This is a genomic window from Microbacterium sp. P03, assembly GCF_043556235.1.
GTDB lineage: Bacteria > Actinomycetota > Actinomycetes > Actinomycetales > Microbacteriaceae > Microbacterium.
In genome coordinates this window covers 1,143,468-1,163,139 of record NZ_JBIGIM010000001.1, presented here as the reverse complement: position 1 = coordinate 1,163,139, position 19,672 = coordinate 1,143,468, and the positions used below count along the sequence as shown (strand labels likewise).

At 68.9% G+C, this 19,672-nt stretch carries 23 protein-coding genes; 5 read left to right on the top strand and 18 right to left on the bottom strand.

Annotation, left to right across the window (positions count from 1 at the left end):
- Positions 1-42: 42 nt before the first annotated feature.
- Positions 43-978, bottom strand: a complete 936-nt coding sequence (rpsB, locus tag ACFXOO_RS05665) for a 30S ribosomal protein S2 (RefSeq protein ID WP_378839178.1) — start codon at positions 976-978, stop codon at positions 43-45.
- A 381-nt stretch (positions 979-1,359) separates the two neighbouring features.
- On the opposite strand from rpsB, the gene ACFXOO_RS05660 reads away from it, so the two are divergent.
- A complete protein-coding gene (locus tag ACFXOO_RS05660; RefSeq protein WP_394562991.1) occupies positions 1,360-1,923 on the top strand; it encodes a murein hydrolase activator EnvC family protein in 564 nt (187 codons plus the stop codon).
- Positions 1,924-2,029: 106 nt separating this feature from the next.
- Here the strand turns inward: ACFXOO_RS05660 and ACFXOO_RS05655 are convergent, their stop codons facing one another.
- The 9 genes from ACFXOO_RS05655 to ACFXOO_RS05615 all read right to left on the bottom strand — a co-directional run bounded on the left by ACFXOO_RS05655 (position 2,030) and on the right by ACFXOO_RS05615 (position 9,318).
- Entirely contained in the window at positions 2,030-2,947 is a 918-nt protein-coding gene (locus tag ACFXOO_RS05655; protein WP_394562989.1) for a tyrosine-type recombinase/integrase, read from the bottom strand.
- Between the two features lie 116 nt (positions 2,948-3,063).
- A complete protein-coding gene (gene dprA / locus ACFXOO_RS05650) occupies positions 3,064-4,275 on the bottom strand; it encodes a DNA-processing protein DprA (RefSeq protein ID WP_394562987.1) in 1,212 nt (403 codons plus the stop codon).
- A complete protein-coding gene (locus ACFXOO_RS05645; RefSeq protein ID WP_378850729.1) occupies positions 4,272-5,798 on the bottom strand; it encodes a YifB family Mg chelatase-like AAA ATPase in 1,527 nt (508 codons plus the stop codon). Before ACFXOO_RS05645 ends, dprA begins: the two co-directional genes overlap by 4 nt.
- Positions 5,795-6,157 (bottom strand): YraN family protein, encoded by a 363-nt coding sequence (locus ACFXOO_RS05640; protein ID WP_378839144.1) that lies wholly within the window; start codon positions 6,155-6,157, stop codon positions 5,795-5,797. Before ACFXOO_RS05640 ends, ACFXOO_RS05645 begins: the two co-directional genes overlap by 4 nt.
- Before the next feature lie 113 nt (positions 6,158-6,270).
- Positions 6,271-6,594, bottom strand: coding sequence for a DUF2469 family protein (locus ACFXOO_RS05635; protein ID WP_378839142.1), 324 nt, complete (start codon positions 6,592-6,594; stop codon positions 6,271-6,273).
- A gap of 24 nt (positions 6,595-6,618) precedes the next feature.
- The gene (locus tag ACFXOO_RS05630) at positions 6,619-7,278 is read right to left on the bottom strand and encodes a ribonuclease HII (protein WP_378850734.1); all 660 of its coding nucleotides are present in this window, start codon (positions 7,276-7,278) and stop codon (positions 6,619-6,621) included.
- Complete coding sequence (gene lepB, locus ACFXOO_RS05625; protein WP_394562986.1) at positions 7,275-8,078, bottom strand: signal peptidase I; 804 nt, start codon at positions 8,076-8,078, stop codon at positions 7,275-7,277. Before lepB ends, ACFXOO_RS05630 begins: the two co-directional genes overlap by 4 nt.
- A gap of 182 nt (positions 8,079-8,260) precedes the next feature.
- Positions 8,261-8,608 (bottom strand): 50S ribosomal protein L19, encoded by a 348-nt coding sequence (gene rplS / locus ACFXOO_RS05620; protein ID WP_378839135.1) that lies wholly within the window; start codon positions 8,606-8,608, stop codon positions 8,261-8,263.
- Between the two features lie 176 nt (positions 8,609-8,784).
- Positions 8,785-9,318: an MFS transporter permease gene (locus tag ACFXOO_RS05615; protein ID WP_378850740.1), complete on the bottom strand. Its 534-nt coding sequence runs from the start codon at positions 9,316-9,318 to the stop codon at positions 8,785-8,787.
- A gap of 132 nt (positions 9,319-9,450) precedes the next feature.
- Here ACFXOO_RS05615 and map point away from each other — a divergent pair, with 132 nt between their 5' ends.
- Positions 9,451-10,233, top strand: coding sequence for a type I methionyl aminopeptidase (gene map, locus ACFXOO_RS05610; RefSeq protein ID WP_378850743.1), 783 nt, complete (start codon positions 9,451-9,453; stop codon positions 10,231-10,233).
- A 15-nt stretch (positions 10,234-10,248) separates the two neighbouring features.
- Here map and pyk read toward each other — a convergent pair whose 3' ends face one another.
- The 5 genes from pyk to rpsP all read right to left on the bottom strand — a co-directional run bounded on the left by pyk (position 10,249) and on the right by rpsP (position 13,716).
- Positions 10,249-11,670 carry a pyruvate kinase gene (pyk, locus tag ACFXOO_RS05605; protein WP_378850746.1) on the bottom strand — a complete coding sequence of 474 codons (1,422 nt, stop codon included), beginning with the start codon at positions 11,668-11,670 and terminating at the stop codon, positions 10,249-10,251.
- Positions 11,671-11,748: 78 nt separating this feature from the next.
- Positions 11,749-12,450 (bottom strand): tRNA (guanosine(37)-N1)-methyltransferase TrmD, encoded by a 702-nt coding sequence (gene trmD, locus ACFXOO_RS05600; protein ID WP_378839125.1) that lies wholly within the window; start codon positions 12,448-12,450, stop codon positions 11,749-11,751.
- Between the two features lies 1 nt (position 12,451).
- On the bottom strand, positions 12,452-13,069 hold the full coding sequence (gene rimM / locus ACFXOO_RS05595; protein WP_378839123.1) for a ribosome maturation factor RimM: 618 nt from the start codon (positions 13,067-13,069) through the stop codon (positions 12,452-12,454).
- The gene (locus ACFXOO_RS05590; protein ID WP_378839121.1) at positions 13,062-13,292 is read right to left on the bottom strand and encodes an RNA-binding protein; all 231 of its coding nucleotides are present in this window, start codon (positions 13,290-13,292) and stop codon (positions 13,062-13,064) included. The genes rimM and ACFXOO_RS05590 overlap by 8 nt, the downstream gene beginning before the upstream one ends.
- Before the next feature lie 4 nt (positions 13,293-13,296).
- Positions 13,297-13,716 (bottom strand): 30S ribosomal protein S16, encoded by a 420-nt coding sequence (rpsP, locus tag ACFXOO_RS05585; protein WP_378850751.1) that lies wholly within the window; start codon positions 13,714-13,716, stop codon positions 13,297-13,299.
- A gap of 236 nt (positions 13,717-13,952) precedes the next feature.
- On the opposite strand from rpsP, the gene ACFXOO_RS05580 reads away from it, so the two are divergent.
- On the top strand, positions 13,953-15,116 hold the full coding sequence (locus tag ACFXOO_RS05580; protein ID WP_394562984.1) for a glutamate--cysteine ligase: 1,164 nt from the start codon (positions 13,953-13,955) through the stop codon (positions 15,114-15,116).
- A gap of 61 nt (positions 15,117-15,177) precedes the next feature.
- Here the strand turns inward: ACFXOO_RS05580 and ffh are convergent, their stop codons facing one another.
- Positions 15,178-16,749 carry a signal recognition particle protein gene (gene ffh / locus ACFXOO_RS05575; protein WP_394562982.1) on the bottom strand — a complete coding sequence of 524 codons (1,572 nt, stop codon included), beginning with the start codon at positions 16,747-16,749 and terminating at the stop codon, positions 15,178-15,180.
- 29 nt (positions 16,750-16,778) lie between these two features.
- Positions 16,779-17,360, bottom strand: coding sequence for a TetR/AcrR family transcriptional regulator (locus ACFXOO_RS05570; RefSeq protein ID WP_394562981.1), 582 nt, complete (start codon positions 17,358-17,360; stop codon positions 16,779-16,781).
- A 110-nt stretch (positions 17,361-17,470) separates the two neighbouring features.
- Between ACFXOO_RS05570 and lipB the strand changes: the two genes are divergently transcribed.
- On the top strand, positions 17,471-18,109 hold the full coding sequence (lipB, locus tag ACFXOO_RS05565; RefSeq protein WP_394562980.1) for a lipoyl(octanoyl) transferase LipB: 639 nt from the start codon (positions 17,471-17,473) through the stop codon (positions 18,107-18,109).
- Positions 18,106-19,137: a lipoyl synthase gene (gene lipA / locus ACFXOO_RS05560; RefSeq protein ID WP_394562979.1), complete on the top strand. Its 1,032-nt coding sequence runs from the start codon at positions 18,106-18,108 to the stop codon at positions 19,135-19,137. Before lipB ends, lipA begins: the two co-directional genes overlap by 4 nt.
- A 21-nt stretch (positions 19,138-19,158) precedes the next feature.
- Here lipA and ACFXOO_RS05555 read toward each other — a convergent pair whose 3' ends face one another.
- Complete coding sequence (locus ACFXOO_RS05555; protein ID WP_378839105.1) at positions 19,159-19,659, bottom strand: DUF2004 domain-containing protein; 501 nt, start codon at positions 19,657-19,659, stop codon at positions 19,159-19,161.
- Positions 19,660-19,672 lie beyond the last annotated feature (13 nt).

Genomic DNA, 19,672 nt, shown 5'->3' with positions numbered 1-19,672 from the left:
TCCTTGCTGGTGATACGGGTGATCAGCGGGTGATGAGGATGGTCAGTTGGCGGTCTCGACGGCCACTGCTTCGTCGTGTGCCTCGGCGCCGGCGACATCTGCCTCGGACTCCGTGGCGGCGATCGTCTCGGCCTCGACGTCGACGGCATCCGCGGCGTCCGCGGCGGCGATGCCCTCGTCGGCGACCTTCTCGGTCTCGGCGGAGCCCTGCTCTTCCGTGTTCTGCTCGAGCAGTGCGCGCTCCCAGTCGGCGAGGGGCTCGGACTCGGCCGCCTCGTCGGTCGGCTGGTGGCGCTGGATGAGTCCCTCGGCTGCGGCGTCGGCGATGATGCGCGTGAGCAGGCCCACGGAGCGGATCGCGTCGTCGTTGCCCGGGATCGGGTACTGGAACTCGTCGGGGTCGGCGTTCGTGTCGAGGATGCCGATCACGGGGATGCCGAGTTTGCGCGACTCGTTGATGGCGAGGTGCTCGCGCTTGGCGTCGACGACCCAGATGGCCGACGGGGTCTTCGTGAGGTTGCGGATGCCACCGAGCGACTTGTGGAGCTTGTCCAGCTCGCGCTTCTTGATGAGCATCTCCTTCTTGGTGAAGCCGCTGGATGCGGTGTCTTCGTAGTCCAGCTCCTCGAGCTCCTTCATGCGCGCCAGGCGCTTGGAGACCGTCTGGAAGTTGGTCAGCAGACCGCCGAGCCAACGCTGGTTCACGTACGGCTGGCCCACACGCGTCGCCTGCTCGGCGATGACTTCCTGAGCCTGCTTCTTCGTGCCGACGAAGAGGATCGTGCCGCCGTGGGCGACCGTCTCCTTGACGAACTCGTAAGCGCTGTCGATGTAACCCAACGACTGCTGCAGGTCGATGATGTGGATGCCACTGCGCTCGGTGAGGATGAAGCGCTTGACCTTCGGATTCCACCGACGGGTCTGGTGTCCGAAGTGGACGCCGCTGTCGAGCAGCTGGCGAATGGTGACGACGGCCATGGCCGTACTCCTGTTCTGGCGCGCACGCACGCCTTTTGCGGTTTCTTCCGCCGTATCGAATGACCGGCGATCCTGGTGCCTGACGAACTCCCGCTCGCCCAATTTCTCGAGCAGACCGATGGGAGTGGATGCCGCACGCTGACCCGGATCGGACTCGGAGAGCCGGAACGGGTGCGGGTGCTGAAGGCACGCGTAGTCACCCCGACAAGCGAGGTGCTGTCTCAGTCTACCAGGGCGCCGACGCCGTCGCGGCATCGCGCTCGGGTCGAGGGCGCGCGTCCCTTCCTCCCCCGCGGGCGGCGGACCGCGAGGAGCACGGACTTCCCACGCCTGGGGCCTGCGCCGCTCCCACGCGATGGCCGGGCGGACGATCCTGGACGGATGCTTCGTCTTCGCGCGTGCCGATCGGCGACCGGGTGGCATGCCGCGGTTCTGTCGGTCATCTGTGCCGCGGGGGCGGTGGGCGTGGCGGGGCCGGCGAACGCCGTGGTCTCGGTCGACGTCGGCATGGTCGGCGCTTCCGCCTCTGCGCCGGACGCTGCGCGGTGGGTGTGGCCGATCGCCGGTGCGCGGATCGAAAGACCGTATGCCGCGCCTGCGCACGCGTACGGCCCGGGACATCGTGGAATCGATCTCTTAGGCGGCTCGGGCGTCGCGGTGCGCGCGCCGGACAGCGGGGTCATCGCGTTCTCGGGGGCGATCGCGGGCCGCGGGATCGTGACGATCGACCACGGAGCGGGACTCGTGACCACGCTGGAACCCGTGGCATCCGAGCTCGTCGCGGGCACGGCGGTCGACGGGGGACAGGAGGTCGCGACGCTGGCGGCGGGCGGTCATACGCCCGCCGGTGCGCTGCATCTCGGCGTCCGACTCGACGGTCGCTACATCAATCCGCTCGTTCTGCTCGGCGGGGTGCCGCGCGCCGTGCTGCTCCCCTGCTGCTGACACGTCGCGTTGCACGCGCAGCGACCCGGGCGCGGGTCGGCCCGCGGTCGGACAACGCCGGTGCGGCGCCGCGGTCGGGTGACAGGCGCCGCTCGGCCCGGCGGGATCAGGCCCGCGGGTGGGCCGATCGGTACACCGCCGCGAGCCTCTCGCTCGACACGTGCGTGTAGATCTGGGTCGTTCCGAGGCTCGCGTGCCCGAGCATCTCCTGCACGGCGCGGAGGTCCGCGCCGCCGTCGAGCATGTGGGTGGCGGCGGAATGCCGCAGTGCGTGCGGACCGACCGCACCGGAACCGACCGTCGGTCCGATCGTGCGCGCGACGAGGTCGTACACGGATCGCGCGCCCAGTCGCGCGCCCCGGACGCCCAGGAAGAGCGCGTGCTCGCCGACAGAGGTGGCGGCCTCTCGACGGCGGGCCAGCAGTACCGGCCGCGCGTGGGCCGCATACGCTTCGACGGCGCGCGCCGCGGGAACGCCGTACGGCACCACCCGCTCCCGCGACCCCTTGCCCATCACCCGGGCAGTGGACCGTGCCGTGTCGAGATCGCCGACATCCAACCCGCACAGCTCCGAGACGCGGACCGCCGATCCGTAGAGAAGCTCGAGGACAGCATGATCTCGAAGGGCGACCGGGTCTCCGCCGGCCGCTGCGGCGGCAGCGCCCGAGAGCACCTGGGTCAGGGCATCCGCGGTCGCGATCCTGGGGAGGGTCAGGCCGCGCTTGGGCGCGATCAGCCGCAGACTCGGATCGGTTGCGACGAGCCCGCTTTCGGCTGCCCAGCCGAAGAACGCCCGCGCGGCCGCCGCCCGGCGCGCGAGTGTGGACCGGGCGCGCCCCGCGCTCGTGCCCGCCCAGAGCCACTGGCGGAGGTGCTCCAGGTCGACCTCCTCGAGGGGGATGACGCCGATGGTCTCGGACAGGTCGGCGAGGTCGGCGCCGTATGCTCGCACCGTGGCGGCCGAGAGTCGACGCACGTCGGCGAGGTGGTTCCGCCAGGCCAGCACCGCCTCATCGATACGCACGTCACCAGCATGCCGTGCCCCCGCCCGCCCGCCTCCGCCGCCACGCGGCGGGAATCGGAGCCGCCGAGCTCAATCCTCCCGACCGGCATCCGGCTCCCGACCTCATCCGCAGGCGCTCACGTCGCCCGGCGCCAGCCGTCGGCACTCGAACGCACCTCCCCGTCGAGACGGAGGAAGCCCAGGATCATCTCCACATCGTCGCGGCTCATGCCGCTGCGCTGAGCGATGTCGTCGGTGCCGCGCCACGTGCGCGTGCTGAGAGCGTCACGCACGCGGGAGCGGTCGTCTGTGGCCGATTCGCCGTGAGTCGGGAACGGGCCGGCCGGTTGCCGCGTGTCGAGCCCTCCTCGCCCGATCAGCTCGCGGACGTCCGCTGCGCTCGTCACGCAGCGCGCGTCGTACTCCCGCAGGAGACGATGGCAGCCGGCAGAAGCTGCACTAGTGATCGGTCCCGGAACGGCTCCCAACGGGCGGGACAGCGCGGCGGCGTGACCGGCGGTGTTGAGCGAACCGCTGCGCCATCCCGCCTCGACCACGACGGTGGCGTCGCTCAGGGCGGCGATCAACCTGTTGCGCTGCAGGAACCGCCATTTCGTCGGAGCAGCGCCGCACGGGACTTCGCTCACCACGGCGCCGTTGTCGGCGATCCGTCGGAGGAGGTCTGCATGACCGGCGGGATAGGCGCGGTCAACGCCTCCGGCCAAGAGTGCGACGGTCAGGCCGCCGACGGCGAGCGCCGCGCGATGGGCGGCACCGTCGATGCCGTACGCGGCCCCGGAGACGATCGGCACCCCGCTCCCGGCGAGGTCGGACGCGAGGTCCGCCGCAACGAGCTCCCCGTAGCCGGTGGCGGCGCGCGCACCCACCAGGGCCACGGACGGCTGCAGACGATTCAGCGCGTCGACGTCGCCACGGACCCACAGGCACAGCGGAGCGTGCATCCCGAGGTCGTCGAGCGAGTGCGGCCATGACGGATCGGCGGGCACGATCATCTGCACGCCCGCGGCGCGCGCGGCTGGTGCCATGACAGAGATCGGGGCGGCCGCGAGGCGAGGCGCCCACCGCTTGCAGCCGGCGACGAAGTCGGCGTCGGACACGCCCGGTACGGCCGCCTGCACCCCCGCGCACCACCCCTCGAGAAGGCGGATGCCGTGCGCTGCGCCCTCGTGGGCGATCACGTGCGCGGCGATGCCGTCGCCGGGCTCGGTCAGCGTGCTCCAGAGCGCGCGGGCGTAGCGCTCGACGACGTCGTCGTCGCTTCCCCGTCGCCTGACGAGACCACTGAGCGCGGATCTCGCGGTGTCAGGTCGCAGGTCCAGTGCGTTCACGAGGCGATGCCCTTCTTCAGGTACAGCGCGCGACCGACGTCGTGAACGCTCGGCGCATCCCTGCCGGCCAGGTCCGCGAGCGACCACGCCACGCGCAGCACACGGTCGTAACCGCGGAGAGTGAGCGAGCCTCGGTGCAACGCGGCGTCGAGAGGTCGGCGGACCACCGGCGCGAGCGCCCGGGGACCCTGTCGCAGCCAGGTTCCGGATACCTGGGCGTTGAGGTGCCACCCGGTACCGCGAAGCCGTTCGCGGGCGAGCTCACGGGCCGCGACGACGCGGGCGCGCGCCTGCACGGTCGAGGTACCTGCGCCGAGCGCCCCCGCGTGTGTCGTCGACACGCGCGTGAGCGAGAGCTCGATGTCGATGCGATCGATCAGCGGGCCCGAGAGCCTCGCGTGGTAGCGCCGGATCGCCTGCGCCGGGCACACGCACGCGCCGCCGGGGACGCCGTAGTTGCCGCACGGACAGGGGTTCGTGGCGAGGACGAGCTGGAATGCGGCGGGGAATGCCGCGCTCACACCCGCCCGGTGGATGACGATCGTCCCCGTCTCGAGCGGCTGCCGGAGGGCATCGAGCGCGTGCGAGGCGAACTCCCCCGCTTCGTCGAGGAAGAGCACGCCCTCGCTCGCCCGGGCGATCGCGCCGGGGCGGATCACCCTGCTGCCACCGCCGACGAGCGCAGCCGCGCTGGCGCTGTGGTGGGGTGCCTCGAACGGCGGAATGCGCGACAGGCCGACGATCGGCTCGCCGGACAACGATCGGATCGATGCGGCCGAGAGAGCGGCCTCGTCGTCGAGTGTCGGGAGGATCCCGGGGAGGCGGCGGGCCAGCATGGTCTTCCCGGCGCCCGGTGGCCCGCTCATCAGGAGGTGATGACCGCCCGCCGCGGCCACCACGAGGGCTTCGACGGCGTCGCGCTGTCCGATGACATCGGCGAGCTCGAGCTGCGGAGGCTCGAGCATCTCCAGCGTCGGTGCCTGCACGGGTGCGAGCTCCCGCGCCTCGAGGTCGGCGCCGTGGCGACGAGCGACGTCGATGAGGCCGACGGCGCCGAGGACGTCCGCTCCCGAGACCAGTGCCGCCTCCCGGCGATTGGCCCACGGCACGATGATGCGGGTGAACCCCGCGCGCACGGCCGCGGCCACGGCCGGCAGCACACCGGGCACAGGTCGCAGGCGCCCGTCGAGACCGAGCTCGCCGATGTGGACGGTCGACGCGACGGACGCGGCATCCATCGGCACTTCTGTCGCCAGCGCGGCCACCGCGATGGCGACGTCGAATCCCGAACCCTGTTTGGGCAGGCTCGCGGGTGAGAGGTTGACGGTCAGTCGCCGACGAGGCAGTGGCAGGTCGCTGTTGGCGCAGGCGTTGTGGACGCGCTGGACGGCCTCGCCGAGGGCCCGATCGGCCAGCCCGATGATCTTGAAGTCCGGAAGCTGCTGCGACAGATCGGCCTCGACGTCGACCATCTCGCCGTCGAGTCCCGTGAGCGCCACGGCCCACGTGCGCGCGACGGTCACGCGATGTCCTTGATGTACTCGATCCGGGCGTCGGCCGGTTCCGGGCCGGTCACGCCGATCGCGTCGATACGCAGACATCGGTGCTGGGCGGCCTCGGGGTGAGCGGCGAGCCAGGCGAACGCCAAGCGCCGCAGCCGGCGGCGCTTGCGCGCGTCGATCGCCTCGAACGGGTGGCCGAACCCTTCGCTCCGTCGCGTTTTGACCTCGACGACGGCGAGAACGTCCGTACTGCCTGCGACGATGTCGATCTCGCCGTCGCTCGCGCGCCAGTTGCGATCGAGCACGGTGAAGCCGAGGGTCTCCAGGTAGCGGGCGGCGCGGTCCTCCCCCGCACGCCCCAACTCGTCCTTGTCTGCCATACCGGCATCGTCGCAAGGCGGCACGGGCCACCGCGGGGCCGATCGATCCGATCGGGGATGGATGCGGGAAGATCTTCTTTCGTCTCGCCTGTGAGCGAGCGGACTGAGACCAGTCAGGAATCGAGCGACAGTTCTTCCGGCAGGTGGAAGTCACGTCGCGTGAGCTCTTCGACGTTCACATCCTTGAAGGTCAGCACCCTGACCGACTTCACGAACCGGTCGGCGCGGTAGATGTCCCAGACCCAGACGTCGGTCATGGAGAGTTCGAAGTAGAAGTCATGCTCGGTGTCCTTGCGGACGACATTCACTTCGTTCGCGAGGTAGAAACGACGCTCGGTCTCGATCACGTACTGGAACTGCGAGACGACATCGCGGTACTCGCGGTAGAGGGCGAGCTCGAGCTCACGGTCGTAGTCTTCGAATACCTCGTCGTCCATGGTGGTTCCATCCTAGAGGCGGGATCAGAAGAGCGTCGGCGCATCCGTGATCGCCCAGGACGCGCGGTGGTGCGGACTCAGGCCGTGCGCGCGGATGGCCTGGCGGTGATCGGCGCTCGCGTACCCCTTGTTGCGAGCCCAGTTGTAGACGGGCTCATCGACATGCAGACCCGTCATGAGCGCGTCTCGCGCGACTTTCGCGATGACGGATGCCGCGGCCGCACTCGCGCAGTCGCGATCGGCTTTGATCACCGGTTGGACGGCCAGGCCGGTGGAGCCGGCCGGGGTGATGTAGTCGTAGTTGCCGTCCAGGAGGATCAGTGCGTCGACGGGCACGGTGAGGACGCCCCGGAGCTCTGAGATCGCCCTGAGTGCGGCATTGCCGAGTGCACGCATGATGCCGACGTCGTCGATCTCCGCCGAGCTCGCCCACCCCACCGCGCTCGCGTTCACCCACGACGCAGCCCGCTCGGCGACATCCGCGCGGCGAGCCTCGGGAACGAGCTTCGAGTCACGCAGGCCCGTGGGCACTCGTTTCCGCGCGCGGGGCGCGTCGACGATCACGGCCCCGACGGCGACCGGCCCCGCCAGCGCTCCGCGGCCGACCTCGTCGCACGCGATGATCATCGGCCGATCGCGCAGGATGCGACGCTCCATGGTCAGCCGTGGCTCGATGACGGTCACGGACCGGCCGACGCCCGCGTCGCGTCCGCGGCAGCGGGTACGGCGTCCGCCGTCGGCACCCCCGCGAAGACCTCGTGGTGGAAGTCGAGCATCCCGAACCTGTCGAACGGCCAGGTGATGAGGAAGGCCCGGCCGACGACGTTCTCGATCGGGACGAAGCCGCGACCCGGCTCCTCGGTGTTGTATCGCGAGTCCTTCGACTGGTTGCGGTTGTCGCCGAGCACCCACAGCGAGCCGCTCGGCACCGTCACGTCGAACGGGATGGCCGACGCGGCGTCTCCCGTGTTCACCTTGAGGTAGGACGATTCGTCGATCGGAACGCCGTTGACCGTGATCTGACCGATCGGGTTGCAGCAGACGACGTGGTCGCCCGGGGTGCCGATGATGCGCTTGATGAGGTGATCGTCGCTGTCGGAGGTCGACAGGCCCACGAGGGAGAGTACCCAGTCGATGCCCTGCACGACGGGTGGCTGATCGGACGGCGGGGCCGGAGGCAGCCATCCTCCCGGGTCGCGGAAGACCACGATGTCCCCACGGCCGTACTCACCGAACCGCGGCGTGATCTCGTCGACGAGGATGCGGTCCTTGACCTGCAGCGTGTTCTCCATCGATCCCGAGGGGATGTAGAACGAACGCACGAGGAACGTCTTCACGAGGAACGACACGACGATCGCGATCAGGACGATGACGAGCACGTCCCGCAGGAACGACGCCCATCCGCGCTTGCGGGAGCCGGTCCGCACGCGTCGATCGGAATCCGCGGGAGTGGGCGACGCGAGTGGCGTCTGGTCGGTCGTCATCAGTTCCTTCACGTGGCCCGCCGCCCGTCGGGAGTGCCACGATAAAGGATCCCACACTCGTGTCACCGTGACGCGCGCCGCGTCGATGCGCAGCGCAGGAGCGCCCGGCAACGGGAAAAGCCCCGCGACCGAGGTCGCAGGGCTTTTCAGAGAGCGGATGCTCCGCGTCGGCGTGAGCCGACTCAGCGGTCGCGCTTCTCCTTGATCTTGGCCTTCTTGCCACGCAGGGCGCGGAGGTAGTAGAGCTTCGCCCGACGGACGTCGCCACGGGTGACGACCTCGATGTGGTCGATCACGGGGCTGTGTACCGGGAAGGTGCGCTCGACGCCCACCTGGAAGCTGATCTTGCGAACCGTGAACGTCTCACGAACGCTGTCGCCCGAGCGGCCGATCACGATGCCCTGGAAGACCTGGATACGGGAGCGGGTGCCCTCCGTGATGTTGACGTGCACCTTGACGGTGTCGCCGGGGGCGAACTCGGGGATGTCGGTACGCAGCGATGCCGCGTCGACGGAGTCGAGGATGTGCATGGTCGATCACTTCCTGCAGCCGCCACAGGTCGACCGCGAAGAGTTGTTGAGGTTGAGGTGTGCAGGCGCCGCCGACAAGTCGAACGGTGGACTCCCCTGAGGCAGAGCCGAGTCAGGCACAATGAGCCATTCTGCCACGGATCGGATGCCGCGCCAAAACGCGGCCCGCAGACGTGTCAGCGCCCGTTGCCCGGATGGGGGTAGCCCGTCTGCGGCCCGCCGCCCTCGCTGATCACGAACACCTCCGCGTGCTCGTCCGCCTTCGCGCGGACCCGCTCCTCGCGAGTGGGGGGCAGGTAGGCCAGCCCTTCGTTCGTCTTGAGCACGAGCGCCGCCGATCCTCGCGCTTCGCGCCACAGCTGCCAGAGCTCCATCCAGAACAGCGCGAGTCCGACGATCACCGTCGCCACCATCACGGGCGCCCACCAGCTCTGGTTGAAGAAGCCCAGAGAGATCGTCAGCACGTGCCACACCGTGAAGCCGAGCACATCCCACCATGAGACCGCCCGCTGTGCGCGGACCGTTCCCCGAGCGCGCACCAGGAGCGTGAGGGCCAGCTGACCGACGAACACCGAGGGAATGGCGATGAACAGGACCCAGAGGAAGGCCCATCCCCCGGCTTGGAAGATCCCCCAGCCCACGAAGAGCCACAGGGGAAGCACGAAAGCCGCAGGGAAGAGCCATCCATAGAAGACACGTCGTACCCACATAGCCCCGATGGTACGCCGCCGCGCCGTCCGCAAGGGAGCCGTCGCAGAGGACCCGGGGGCTATTCACAGGGCCTCGCGAGTGAACCTGGCGCCGACGCATCCGACAGAATGGAAGAGAAGGGAAGGAACCCCATGATCGAGCTGCGCACACCCGCCGAGATCGACGCCATGCGACCAGCGGGTCGGTTCGTCGCCGAGACGCTGGCGACGCTCCGCGCCGAGACGAAGGTCGGGATGAACCTGCTCGCGATCGACCGTCGCGCGCACGAACTCATCCGCCGCGCCGGCGCGGAATCCTGCTACATCGACTACCACCCCTCGTTCGGAGCGAGCCCCTTCGGCAAGGTGCTCTGCACCTCCATCAACGACGCCGTGCTGCACGGGCTCCCCCACGATTACACGCTGCGTGACGGCGATCTGGTTTCGCTCGATTTCGCCGCATCGGTCGACGGGTGGGTCGCAGACTCCGCCGTGTCGTTCGTCGTCGGCACGCCTCGAGACGAGGACCTCGCCCTCATCGACACGACCGAGCGCGCCCTCGCCGCCGCGATCACGGCGGCCACCGTGGGCAACAGGATCGGCGACATCTCCTCCGCGATCGCGCAGGTCGCGCACGGAGCCGGTTACGAGATCAACACCGACTTCGGCGGGCACGGGGTCGGACGGGTCATGCACGGCGACCCGCACGTCCCCAACGACGGCAAACCCGGCCGCGGGTACCCGCTCCGGGGCGGCCTCGTCATGGCGCTGGAGCCGTGGTTCCTGGCCACCACGGATGAACTCGTCACCGACCCCGATGGCTGGACGCTCCGCAGCGCCGACGGCTCCCGCGGCGCGCATTCCGAGCACACCATCGCCATCACCGACGACGGACCGATCATCTTGACGGATCGGTCTTTCCTCGGCGTCGACTGACCGGGCGACGGCAGTTCAGGCGCCGACCTCGGCGCCGATCGTGTGCACGCGCACGTTGTTGGTCGATCCGGCGATCCCGGGAGGCGCCCCTGCGGTCACGATCACCTTGTCGCCCGCCTGCACGTGACCGGTGGCCAGCAGTGTGTCGTCCACCAGAGCCATCAGATCGTCGGTGTTGCCCGCCCGCGGCACCAGGAACGCCTCCACCCCCCACGTCAGCGCGAGCTGGGATCGGGTGACGGGCAGATCCGTGAACGCGATGATCGGAACCGCGTGACGCAGACGGGCCATTCGCCGAGCGGAATCGCCGGACTGGCTGAACACGCAGACGTATTTGGCGCCGACGAAGTCGGCGATCGTGGCTGCCGCGAGCGTCAGCGCCCCGCCCTGCGTACGGGGTCTCGTGCCGAGTTTCGGGATGCGCTCGAGACCGTGCTCCTCCGTCGAGCGCACGATGCGTGCCATGGTCTCCACCACCGTCACGGGATGCTCGCCGACGCTCGTCTCGCCGGAGAGCATGACGGCATCTGCTCCGTCGATGACCGCGTTCGCGACGTCGGATGTCTCGGCGCGCGTGGGCACCGGGTTCACGATCATCGACTCGAGCATCTGCGTCGCGACGATGACCGGCTTGGCCCATCGACGCGCGAGCTCGATCGCGTGCTTCTGCACGATCGGGACCGCTTCCAGCGGCAGCTCCACGCCGAGGTCGCCTCGGGCCACCATGACCCCGTCGAAGGCGTCGATGATCTCCTGCAGGTGCTCGACCGCTTCGGGTTTCTCGATCTTGGCGATCACCGGCACATGGCGAGCTTCCTCGGCCATGATCACGCGCGCGCGGTGAACATCCTTGGCGCTGCGGACGAACGAGAGGGCGATGATGTCGGCGCCTAGGCGCAGTGCCCAGCGAAGATCTTCCTCGTCCTTCGCGCTGAGCGCCGCCGCACTGATGGCCACGCCCGGGAGGTTCAACCCCTTGTTGTTGGAGACCAGACCGCCGACGACCACCTCGGTCCGCACGCGCACGCCGTCGGTGTCCACCACACGCAGGCGCACTTTTCCATCGTCGACGAGGATGGCGTCGCCGACCGCGACGTCCGCCGCCAGCTGGGGGAAGGTCGTGCCGCAGATGTCCTTCGTGCCCACGACGTCCTCGGTCGTGATCGTGAAGACGTCGCCGGGTTCCAACCTGTGGGGCCCGTCGGCGAAGCGGGCCAGACGGATCTTCGGCCCCTGCAGATCGACGAGCACGCCCACCGCTCGTCCGGTGCTCTCACTCGCCCGGCGGACGTTCGCGTACCACTGCTCGTGATCGGCATAGTCGCCATGACTGCGATTCAGGCGGGCGATGTCCATCCCCGCGCGCACGAGGGCCTCGATCGACTCGTAGGAAGAGGTCGCCGGGCCCAGGGTCGCGACGATCTTGGCACGGCGCATCAGGAAGTCCTCTCGTCGCGGGTCGACCAGTTCAGTCTGCCCGCCGGGGGCGTCGCGATGGTTGCCCGCAGGTAACGCTCATGTGTCCAGCAGATCGGGTCGTCTCGACCGCGTGCGCTCCATCTGCTGATCGCGACGCCAGGCGGCGATCGCGCCATGATTGCCGCTCAGGAGCACGGGGGGGACGTCGCGCCCCTCCCACGACGCGGGCTTGGTGTACGACGGATATTCCAGCAGACCGTCCTCGTGCGACTCCTCGACGAGGCTCTGCGGGTTGCCGACCACACCGGGGATCAACCGGCCGACCGCCTCGATCATGGCCATGGCGGCGACCTCTCCGCCGTTGAGGACATAGTCGCCCAGGCTGATGAGTCGCACGTCGCCGAGGGTCGCGGCGTAGTCGAAGACCCGCTCGTCGATGCCTTCGTATCTTCCGCATCCGATCACGAGGTGCGATCGCTCGGAGAGCTCGCGCGCGGTGCCCTGGGTGAACAGCGCTCCGGCCGGTGACGGGAAGATGAAGGTCGGCGTGCCGGTGCCGGATGCCGCGGCATCCGTCGCTATCGACTGGAGCGCCTCGCCCCACGGGGCAGGTTTCATCACCATTCCGGCGCCGCCCCCGTACGGCGTGTCATCGACGGTGCGATGGCGGTCGTACGCCCAGTCGCGCAGATCGTGCACGCGGACATCGAGCAGACCGGCGCCACGGGCCTTGCCGAGCAGGGAGACCTCCAGCACGTCGAAGAACGACGGGAAGATCGAGACGACGTCGATGCGCACGTCAGTTCTCCGGCGGCGCGTCCTCGGCGACGGCCACGGGCCGCGGGTCGGACGAGGCGCCCTCGTCGTCGCTGTCCGGGAGGTCCTCGAACAGGCCGGCGGGGGGCGTGACCACCACCTTGCCGCCCGCGACGTCGACGACAGGGACGATCGCCTTGACGAAGGGAACCAGCACCTCGCGGTCCCCGGCGACGCGAACGGTCAGCAGGTCCTGCGCGGGCAGGTGATCGATCCGGATCAGCTTGCCGATGACCTCGCCGTCGCGCACGACGTCGAGTCCGACCAGCTGGTGGTCGTACCACGCGTCGTCTTCCGCGGGGGCGGAGGTGTCCTCGTCGATCCACAGGATCGCCTTGATGAGCTCTTCGGCGGCATCACGGTCGTCGATGCCCTCGAAGAACGCGACGGCGTGCGAGTTCATCCAGCGGAATTCGCGGACCGTCAGCGTCTTGCCATGCCAGGGAGAGGAATCGGGAACCTGCAGGGTGAAGACGGACCCGGGTGTGAAACGACCGTCAGGGTCGTCTGTGTACAGCTCCAGCTTGAAGGCGCCCTTCAGGCCGTGGGCCTTGACGAGGCGTCCGACGCGCAGCTGGTTCTTGGCGGCCACGTCAGTCATCTGTGACGTCGACGCGGACACGCCGCCCGTCGGCCAGGGCCGCGATGAGGGTGCGAAGAGCTTTGGCCGTGCGTCCGCCGCGCCCGATGACGCGTCCCCGGTCGTCGGGGTGCACGCGAACCTCCAGCACGTCGCCTCGAGGCGAAGTGGAGGATCGGATGGTCACATCTTCGGGGTGATCGACGATCCCCTTGACGATGTGCTCGAGCGCGGCGGAGAGCAACGGACTACTCCGCGTCGGCGGCGGAGTCGCTCGTCGTGGCGTCTGCGGACTCCTCGACAGGGGCGGTCTTCTTCTCAGCCTTGGGCTGGATGACCGACTTCTTCGAGGCATCGACCTCGAACGGGGCCTTCGGGGCCGCCACCTTGACGGTGGACACGGCGTCGGGGTCGCCCTGGAACTTGCCCCAGTCGCCCGTGAGCTTGAGCAGCGCAGCGACCTGCTCGGTCGGCTGAGCGCCGACGGAGAGCCAGTACTGGGCGCGCTCCGAGTCGACCTCGATGAACGAGGGCTCCTCGGTCGGGTGGTACTTGCCGATCTCCTCGATGACACGACCGTCGCGCTTGGTGCGCGAGTCGGCGACGACGATGCGGTAGTAGGGGGCGCGGATCTTGCCGAGGCGCTTGAGACGAATCTTGACAGCCACAATTCTCCTGAATGGTGTGTTGTGCGGAAGGAACTGATCGCCTGGAGAGTGGGGTGCACACCCGGCGGAAGCTCGAAAGGAGGACAGCGGCGCTGGATAGAGGGTCGAGCACCACGTCCGACCCTCTATTCTGCCAGATCGCAGGACCCCCCGCGAACACCCGGCCCGCCAGATCGCAGGACCCGGCCCGCGCGCGGATACGCGGCCGGGCAGCATCCGCGTGTCACAATGTGCGGATGACGGTGCCCTTTGCGACATCCGCCCGGTCCTCTGTGGGTATCGAGTGGGAGATCATGCTTGCCGACGGTGAGACCGGAGATCTCGTGCCCAGGGGTCCGGACGTCATCGACGCGCTGGAGGAGAGCACGCAGCTGGAGCGGTACACCGTCACGGGAGAGCTCCTCACGAACACCGTCGAGGTCACGAGCGGGATCGGCGACACGGTCGCCGCCGCCGTCGACGACATCGCGGACGCCATCGCCTCGGTGCGCACGATCACCGACCCGATGGGGATCGAGTTGCTGTGCGCCGGCAGCCACCCGTTCGCGCAGTGGTACGAGCAGACCGTCACCGACAAGACGCGGTACCACACCCTGATCGAGCGCACCCAGTGGTGGGGTCGCAACATGATGATCTGGGGAATACACGTGCACGTCGGCGTCGATGACGTCGACAAGGTGTTCCCGATCATCAACGCGTTGTCGGTCTACCTTCCGCACCTGCAGGCTCTGTCGGCGTCGAGCCCGTTCTGGGCGGGCGAGCGCACCGGCTACGCCTCCAACCGATCCCTGGTCTTCCAGCAGCTGCCCACCGCCGGCCTGCCGTGGCCGCTCGAGAACTGGGCCCAGTTCGAGGGTTACCTCGACGACATGGCCCGCACCGGGGTGATGGCCGATTCCTCCGAAGTGCGGTGGGACATCCGTCCGGCGCCGCGGTGGGGCACGATCGAGGTCCGTGCGTGCGACGGGATGTCCACGCTCCCCGAGCTCGCCGCGGTGGCGGCGCTCGTGCAGGTTCTCGTCGAGCATTTCTCCCGTGAGCTGGATGCCGGGCGGGAGCTGCCGACGATCCAGCCGTGGTTCGTCCGTGAGAACAAGTGGCGTGCGGCCAGATACGGACTCGACGCGCGCGTGATCGTCAGTCGGGACGGCACGGAGGCCGGCGTGCAGCAGCACCTTCGCGAAACCATGGACCGCCTCGCCGAGACCGCCGCCGAGCTGAAATGCGCGCGCGAGTTCGCCGGCCTCGAATCCATCCTCACGCAGGGTGCGAGCTCGACACGTCAAGTGCTGGTGGCGGATGCCGCGGACGGCGATCTTCGAGAGGTCGTGCAGCACCTCATCCGGGAGTTCCGGGCCGGGCCGACGCTGAGGGAACATCTGGCCGCCCTCGGCCACTGACGGGACAGCTGATCACCTGCGTCGCCGGACATCGGCCTCCGGTGTGCTCTGCAGTCGAGCGTCAACCCTTGCCGAGGAGCTTCTGCAGCTCGGCGAGGTCGGCCTCGCTCGGCGCACCCTTGCCTGCACCCAGCCCCGCGCCGCCCAGACCGAAACCCGAACCCGTCGGCGCGGCGGGGGTCGTCGCCGCGATACCGGCGTTCTCGGCCGCCCGGCGCGCGGGATTGCCTGATCGGGAGCCTCTCGACTTGACCTGCTTGCCCCGCTTGGCGGACGCGCCGGGCTTGGCTCCGGGGACGGGTCCCATGCCGGGGATGTTGGGCACGCCGCCTCGGGCGACCGTCTTCATCATCTTCGCCGCTTGGTCGAACCGCCCGACGAGGGCGTTCACGTCGGTGACGGTCATCCCCGAACCGCGGGCGATGCGCAGGCGGCGGGAGCCGTTCAGGATCTTCGGATTACGGCGTTCGCCGAGCGTCATCGAGCGGATGATCGCTTCGGTGCGGTCGATCTCCTTCTCGTCGAAGTCATCGAGCTGCTGCTTCATCTGGCCCATGCCCGGGAGCATCCCGAGCATCTTCTTCATCGAGCCCATCTTCTTCATCTGCTGCATCTGCTCGAGGAAGTCCTCGAGGGTGAAGCTGTCGGTCGCGAACTTCTCCGCGACCTTGAGCGCCTCCGCCTCGTCGAAGGCGGACTGCGCCTGTTCGATCAGGGTCAGGATGTCGCCGAGGTCGAGGATGCGCGAAGCCATGCGGTCGGGGTGGAAGGGCTCGAGGTCGTCGAGGCCTTCGCCGGTGGACGCGTAGATGATGGGGCGACCGGTGAGCGAGGTGACCGACAGCGCAGCGCCACCCTTCGAATCGCCGTCGAGCTTGGAGAGCACGACGCCCGTGAAGTCGACACCCTCCTGGAAGGCCTTCGCGGTGTTGACGGCGTCCTGTCCGCTCATCGCGTCGATGACGAAGAGCACCTCGTCGGGGTCGACGGCCCTGCGAATGTCGGAAGCCTGCTTCATGAGCTCGGCGTCGACGCCGAGTCGGCCCGCCGTATCGATGATGACGACGTCGTGCTGCTGGCGACGAGCGACCTCGACGCCGTCGCGCGCCACCTGCACGGGGTCGCCGACGCCGTTGCCGGGTTGCGGCGCGTACACCGCCGCGCCTGCCTGGCCGGCGACGACCTGGAGCTGGTTGACAGCGTTCGGCCGCTGCAGATCGGCGGCGACCAGAAGGGGAGTGTGCCCCTCCTTCTCGAGGAGCTTGGCGAGCTTGCCGGCGAACGTGGTCTTACCCGACCCCTGGAGGCCGGCGAGCATGATCACCGTCGGCGCGGTCTTGGCGAACTGCAGGCGCCGCTGCTGACCGCCGAGGATCGCGACCAACTCCTCGTTCACGATCTGGACGACCTGCTGCGCCGGATTCAGCGCTCGATTGACCTCGTCCCCGAGCGCACGTTCGCGCACTTTGGCCGTGAAGTCCTTCACCACGGTGAGCGCCACATCGGCGTCGAGCAGCGCGCGCCGGATCTCGCGAACGGTGCCGTCGACATCCGCCGGGGTGAGCTGCCCCTTCTTGCGAAGGTTGCGGAAGGTCTCGGTAAGCCGGTCGGAGAGGGTGCCGAAAGTCGCCATGATCCGTCCAGTTTACGCGAGCACGCGAGTCATCCCGGTGCGCGGAGCTCGGGCGACGTCGCCGCGACGGCTCGGAGGGCGCGCTCGAGGATCGGCCGGAGATCCGTACGGCCCGCGCCGTCCTGGGCCCATCGCCAGATGGCGGCGAAGAGGGCGCCGCTCAGCGACGCGCCGCCCACGTCCGCAAAAAGGCCGTCCGCGCCCCCGGCGCGCAGTCTCGCGGCGATCGACTGAGCCAGGCGTCCTTGCCGAACCGCCCGTTCCCGCTCCAGTTCGTCGGAGATGCCCATCGCCGTCGCCTGGGTGATGCCGAGGGCCAGGGTGTCCGGCTCGAAGTCGGCCGCGAGCGCGACCAGGACGCCCCGAGGATCAGCGGTGTCTGCGAGAGCGGTCAGAACCGCCTCCAGGCGCTCGTCGAACGTCGCCCAGAGGATGTCGGCTTTGGATGCGAAGTAGTTGAAGAAGCTCGACCGGCTGACGCCCGCGCGCGTGGTGATGTCGAGCACCGATGTCGACTCGTACCCCTGCTCGAGGAAGAGCTCGCAGGCAGCCTCGGCCAGCGTCTCGCGCGATGATGCGCGCGGCCGGCCGCTGCGCGACGGGGAGGTCATGGCCACCAGCGTAAGACGCGCCACAGGCATGACGCCGTGCGGAACGCGGTGGGGGCACCGGCGGCGTATTGTTGAACGCGATCCAACAACTGGCTCGACCCGGGAGACCCATGCTCGACATCGTCACCGCCGGTCTCGCACCGGCGTATGTGCCCTACCTCGAAGGATGGGCCCTCCAGCGAGAGGTGCACGCCGGTGTCGTCTCGGGCACGAGGCCCGACACACTGATCGTCCTCGAGCACGAAGCGGTCTACACCGCGGGCAAGCGCACCGAGCCGCACGAGCGCCCGACCGACGGGACGCCCGTGGTCGATGTCGATCGCGGCGGCAAGATCACCTGGCACGGACCGGGCCAGCTCGTCGGGTACCCCATCGTCCGCCTTCCCGAGCCGATGGACGTCGTGGCTCACGTGCGGCAACTGGAGCGACTGCTCATCGCGGCACTCCGGGAACACGGCGTGGACGGATACCAGGTTGAGGGTCGAAGCGGTGTCTGGGTCCGCCGCCCGCTTTCGGAGGACAAGGTCGCCGCGATCGGCGTGCGGGTGGAGAAGGGTGTCACGATGCACGGGTTCGCCGTCAACTGCGACAACAGTCTGTCGGGGTTCCGCGGCATCATCCCGTGCGGAATCACGGATGCCGGGGTCACGACGGTCTCGGAGATCGTCGGCGTCGACACCGCTCCTGCAGACATCGTCGACACGATCACTCGCGTCTTCGAAGCCGAGTCCGCCGGGGTCGCCGCGTGAGCGCGTGCGGCACGTCGGCGGGGGCGGCCGGACAGAACGCGGCTCCCGACGGCCGCAAGCTGCTGCGCCTGGAGATCCGCAACGCGGAGAACCCGATCGAGCGCAAGCCGGAGTGGATCAAGACACGAGCCAAGCTCGGCCCCGAGTACAGGGAACTGCACAACCTCGTGAAAGAGGAGGGACTGCACACCGTCTGTCAGGAGGCGGGATGCCCGAACATCTTCGAGTGCTGGGAGGATCGCGAGGCCACGTTCCTCATCGGCGGGTCGCAGTGCACACGCCGGTGCGACTTCTGTCAGATCGACACCGGGAAACCGGCTGACTACGACACCGATGAGCCCCGTCGCGTCGCGGAGAGCGTCACCCGCATGCGTCTGCGCTACGCCACGGTGACGGGAGTGGCCCGAGATGACCTACCCGACGAGGGGGCGTGGCTGCACGCCGAGACCGTGCGACGCATCCACGCCGACAATCCGGGGACGGGCGTGGAGATCCTCGCCACAGACTTCTCGGGCAACCGCGACCTCCTCGGCGAGGTCTTCGCCTCGCGTCCCGAGGTGTTCGCGCACAACGTCGAGACGGTGCCCCGCATCTTCAAGCGCATCCGCCCGGCGTTCCGGTACGAGCGCTCGCTCGATGTTCTGACGCAGGCGCGGGATGCCGGCCTCATCACCAAGTCGAACCTCATCCTCGGAATGGGCGAGGAGCCGGCCGAGGTCGTTCAGGCGCTGCAGGATCTGCACGACGCCGGCACCGACATCATCACGATCACGCAGTATCTGCGTCCGACACCGCGGCATCTGCCCGTCGCACGGTGGGTGAAGCCGCAGGAGTTCGTCGAGTTCAAGGAGGAGGCGGAGCGCATCGGCTTCCTCGGCGTGCTCGCCGGGCCACTGGTGCGCTCGTCGTACCGTGCCGGACGGCTGTGGGCGCAGTCGATGATCTCGAAAGGCCGTGACATCCCGCCGCATCTGGCGCATATCGCCGCCGACGTCCACGTCGAGGCGGGTTTCGCTCAGGCGGTCTGAGGTTCGGCGCGGAGCGGAGCGTCAGTCCGCGCTGGTGACCGATTGCACGGCGCCGTCGGACGCGAGATTGACGAGCAGCACGTCGTCGGTGGCATCCGGGTCCAGGGCGTACTCGAGGACGGCGAACGGATCGGTGCCGCCGTGCTCGTCGGCGAGGATCGTCATGCTCATCAGCTGCAGCGACCGGATGATGTCGATGTGGGTGTCGCCCGAAATGTCGACGAGAAGGGCTTCGAGGTCATCGCCGAAGGTCGCCTGCTGCTGCAGCAGGTATTCCGTGACCTCGCTGGTGCGATCGTCGAGCTCGTTGACCATCGCATTGCGCGCGGTCATGTCGATTTCCTCGAGCGAGGAGACCATTGCGGCGGCGACATCGAGTGCAGCCTGCGACACGTCGTCCTGATCGGGCGCGGTCAGGTCGACGGTGACCGACTGGTCGCCGAACTCGATGTTCTCCGACCAGAAGATCGATCCGTCGGGTCCGGACTCGAGGAGTCCGAAGTAGTCGTGCTCGATCGCCATGCCTCCCATGAAA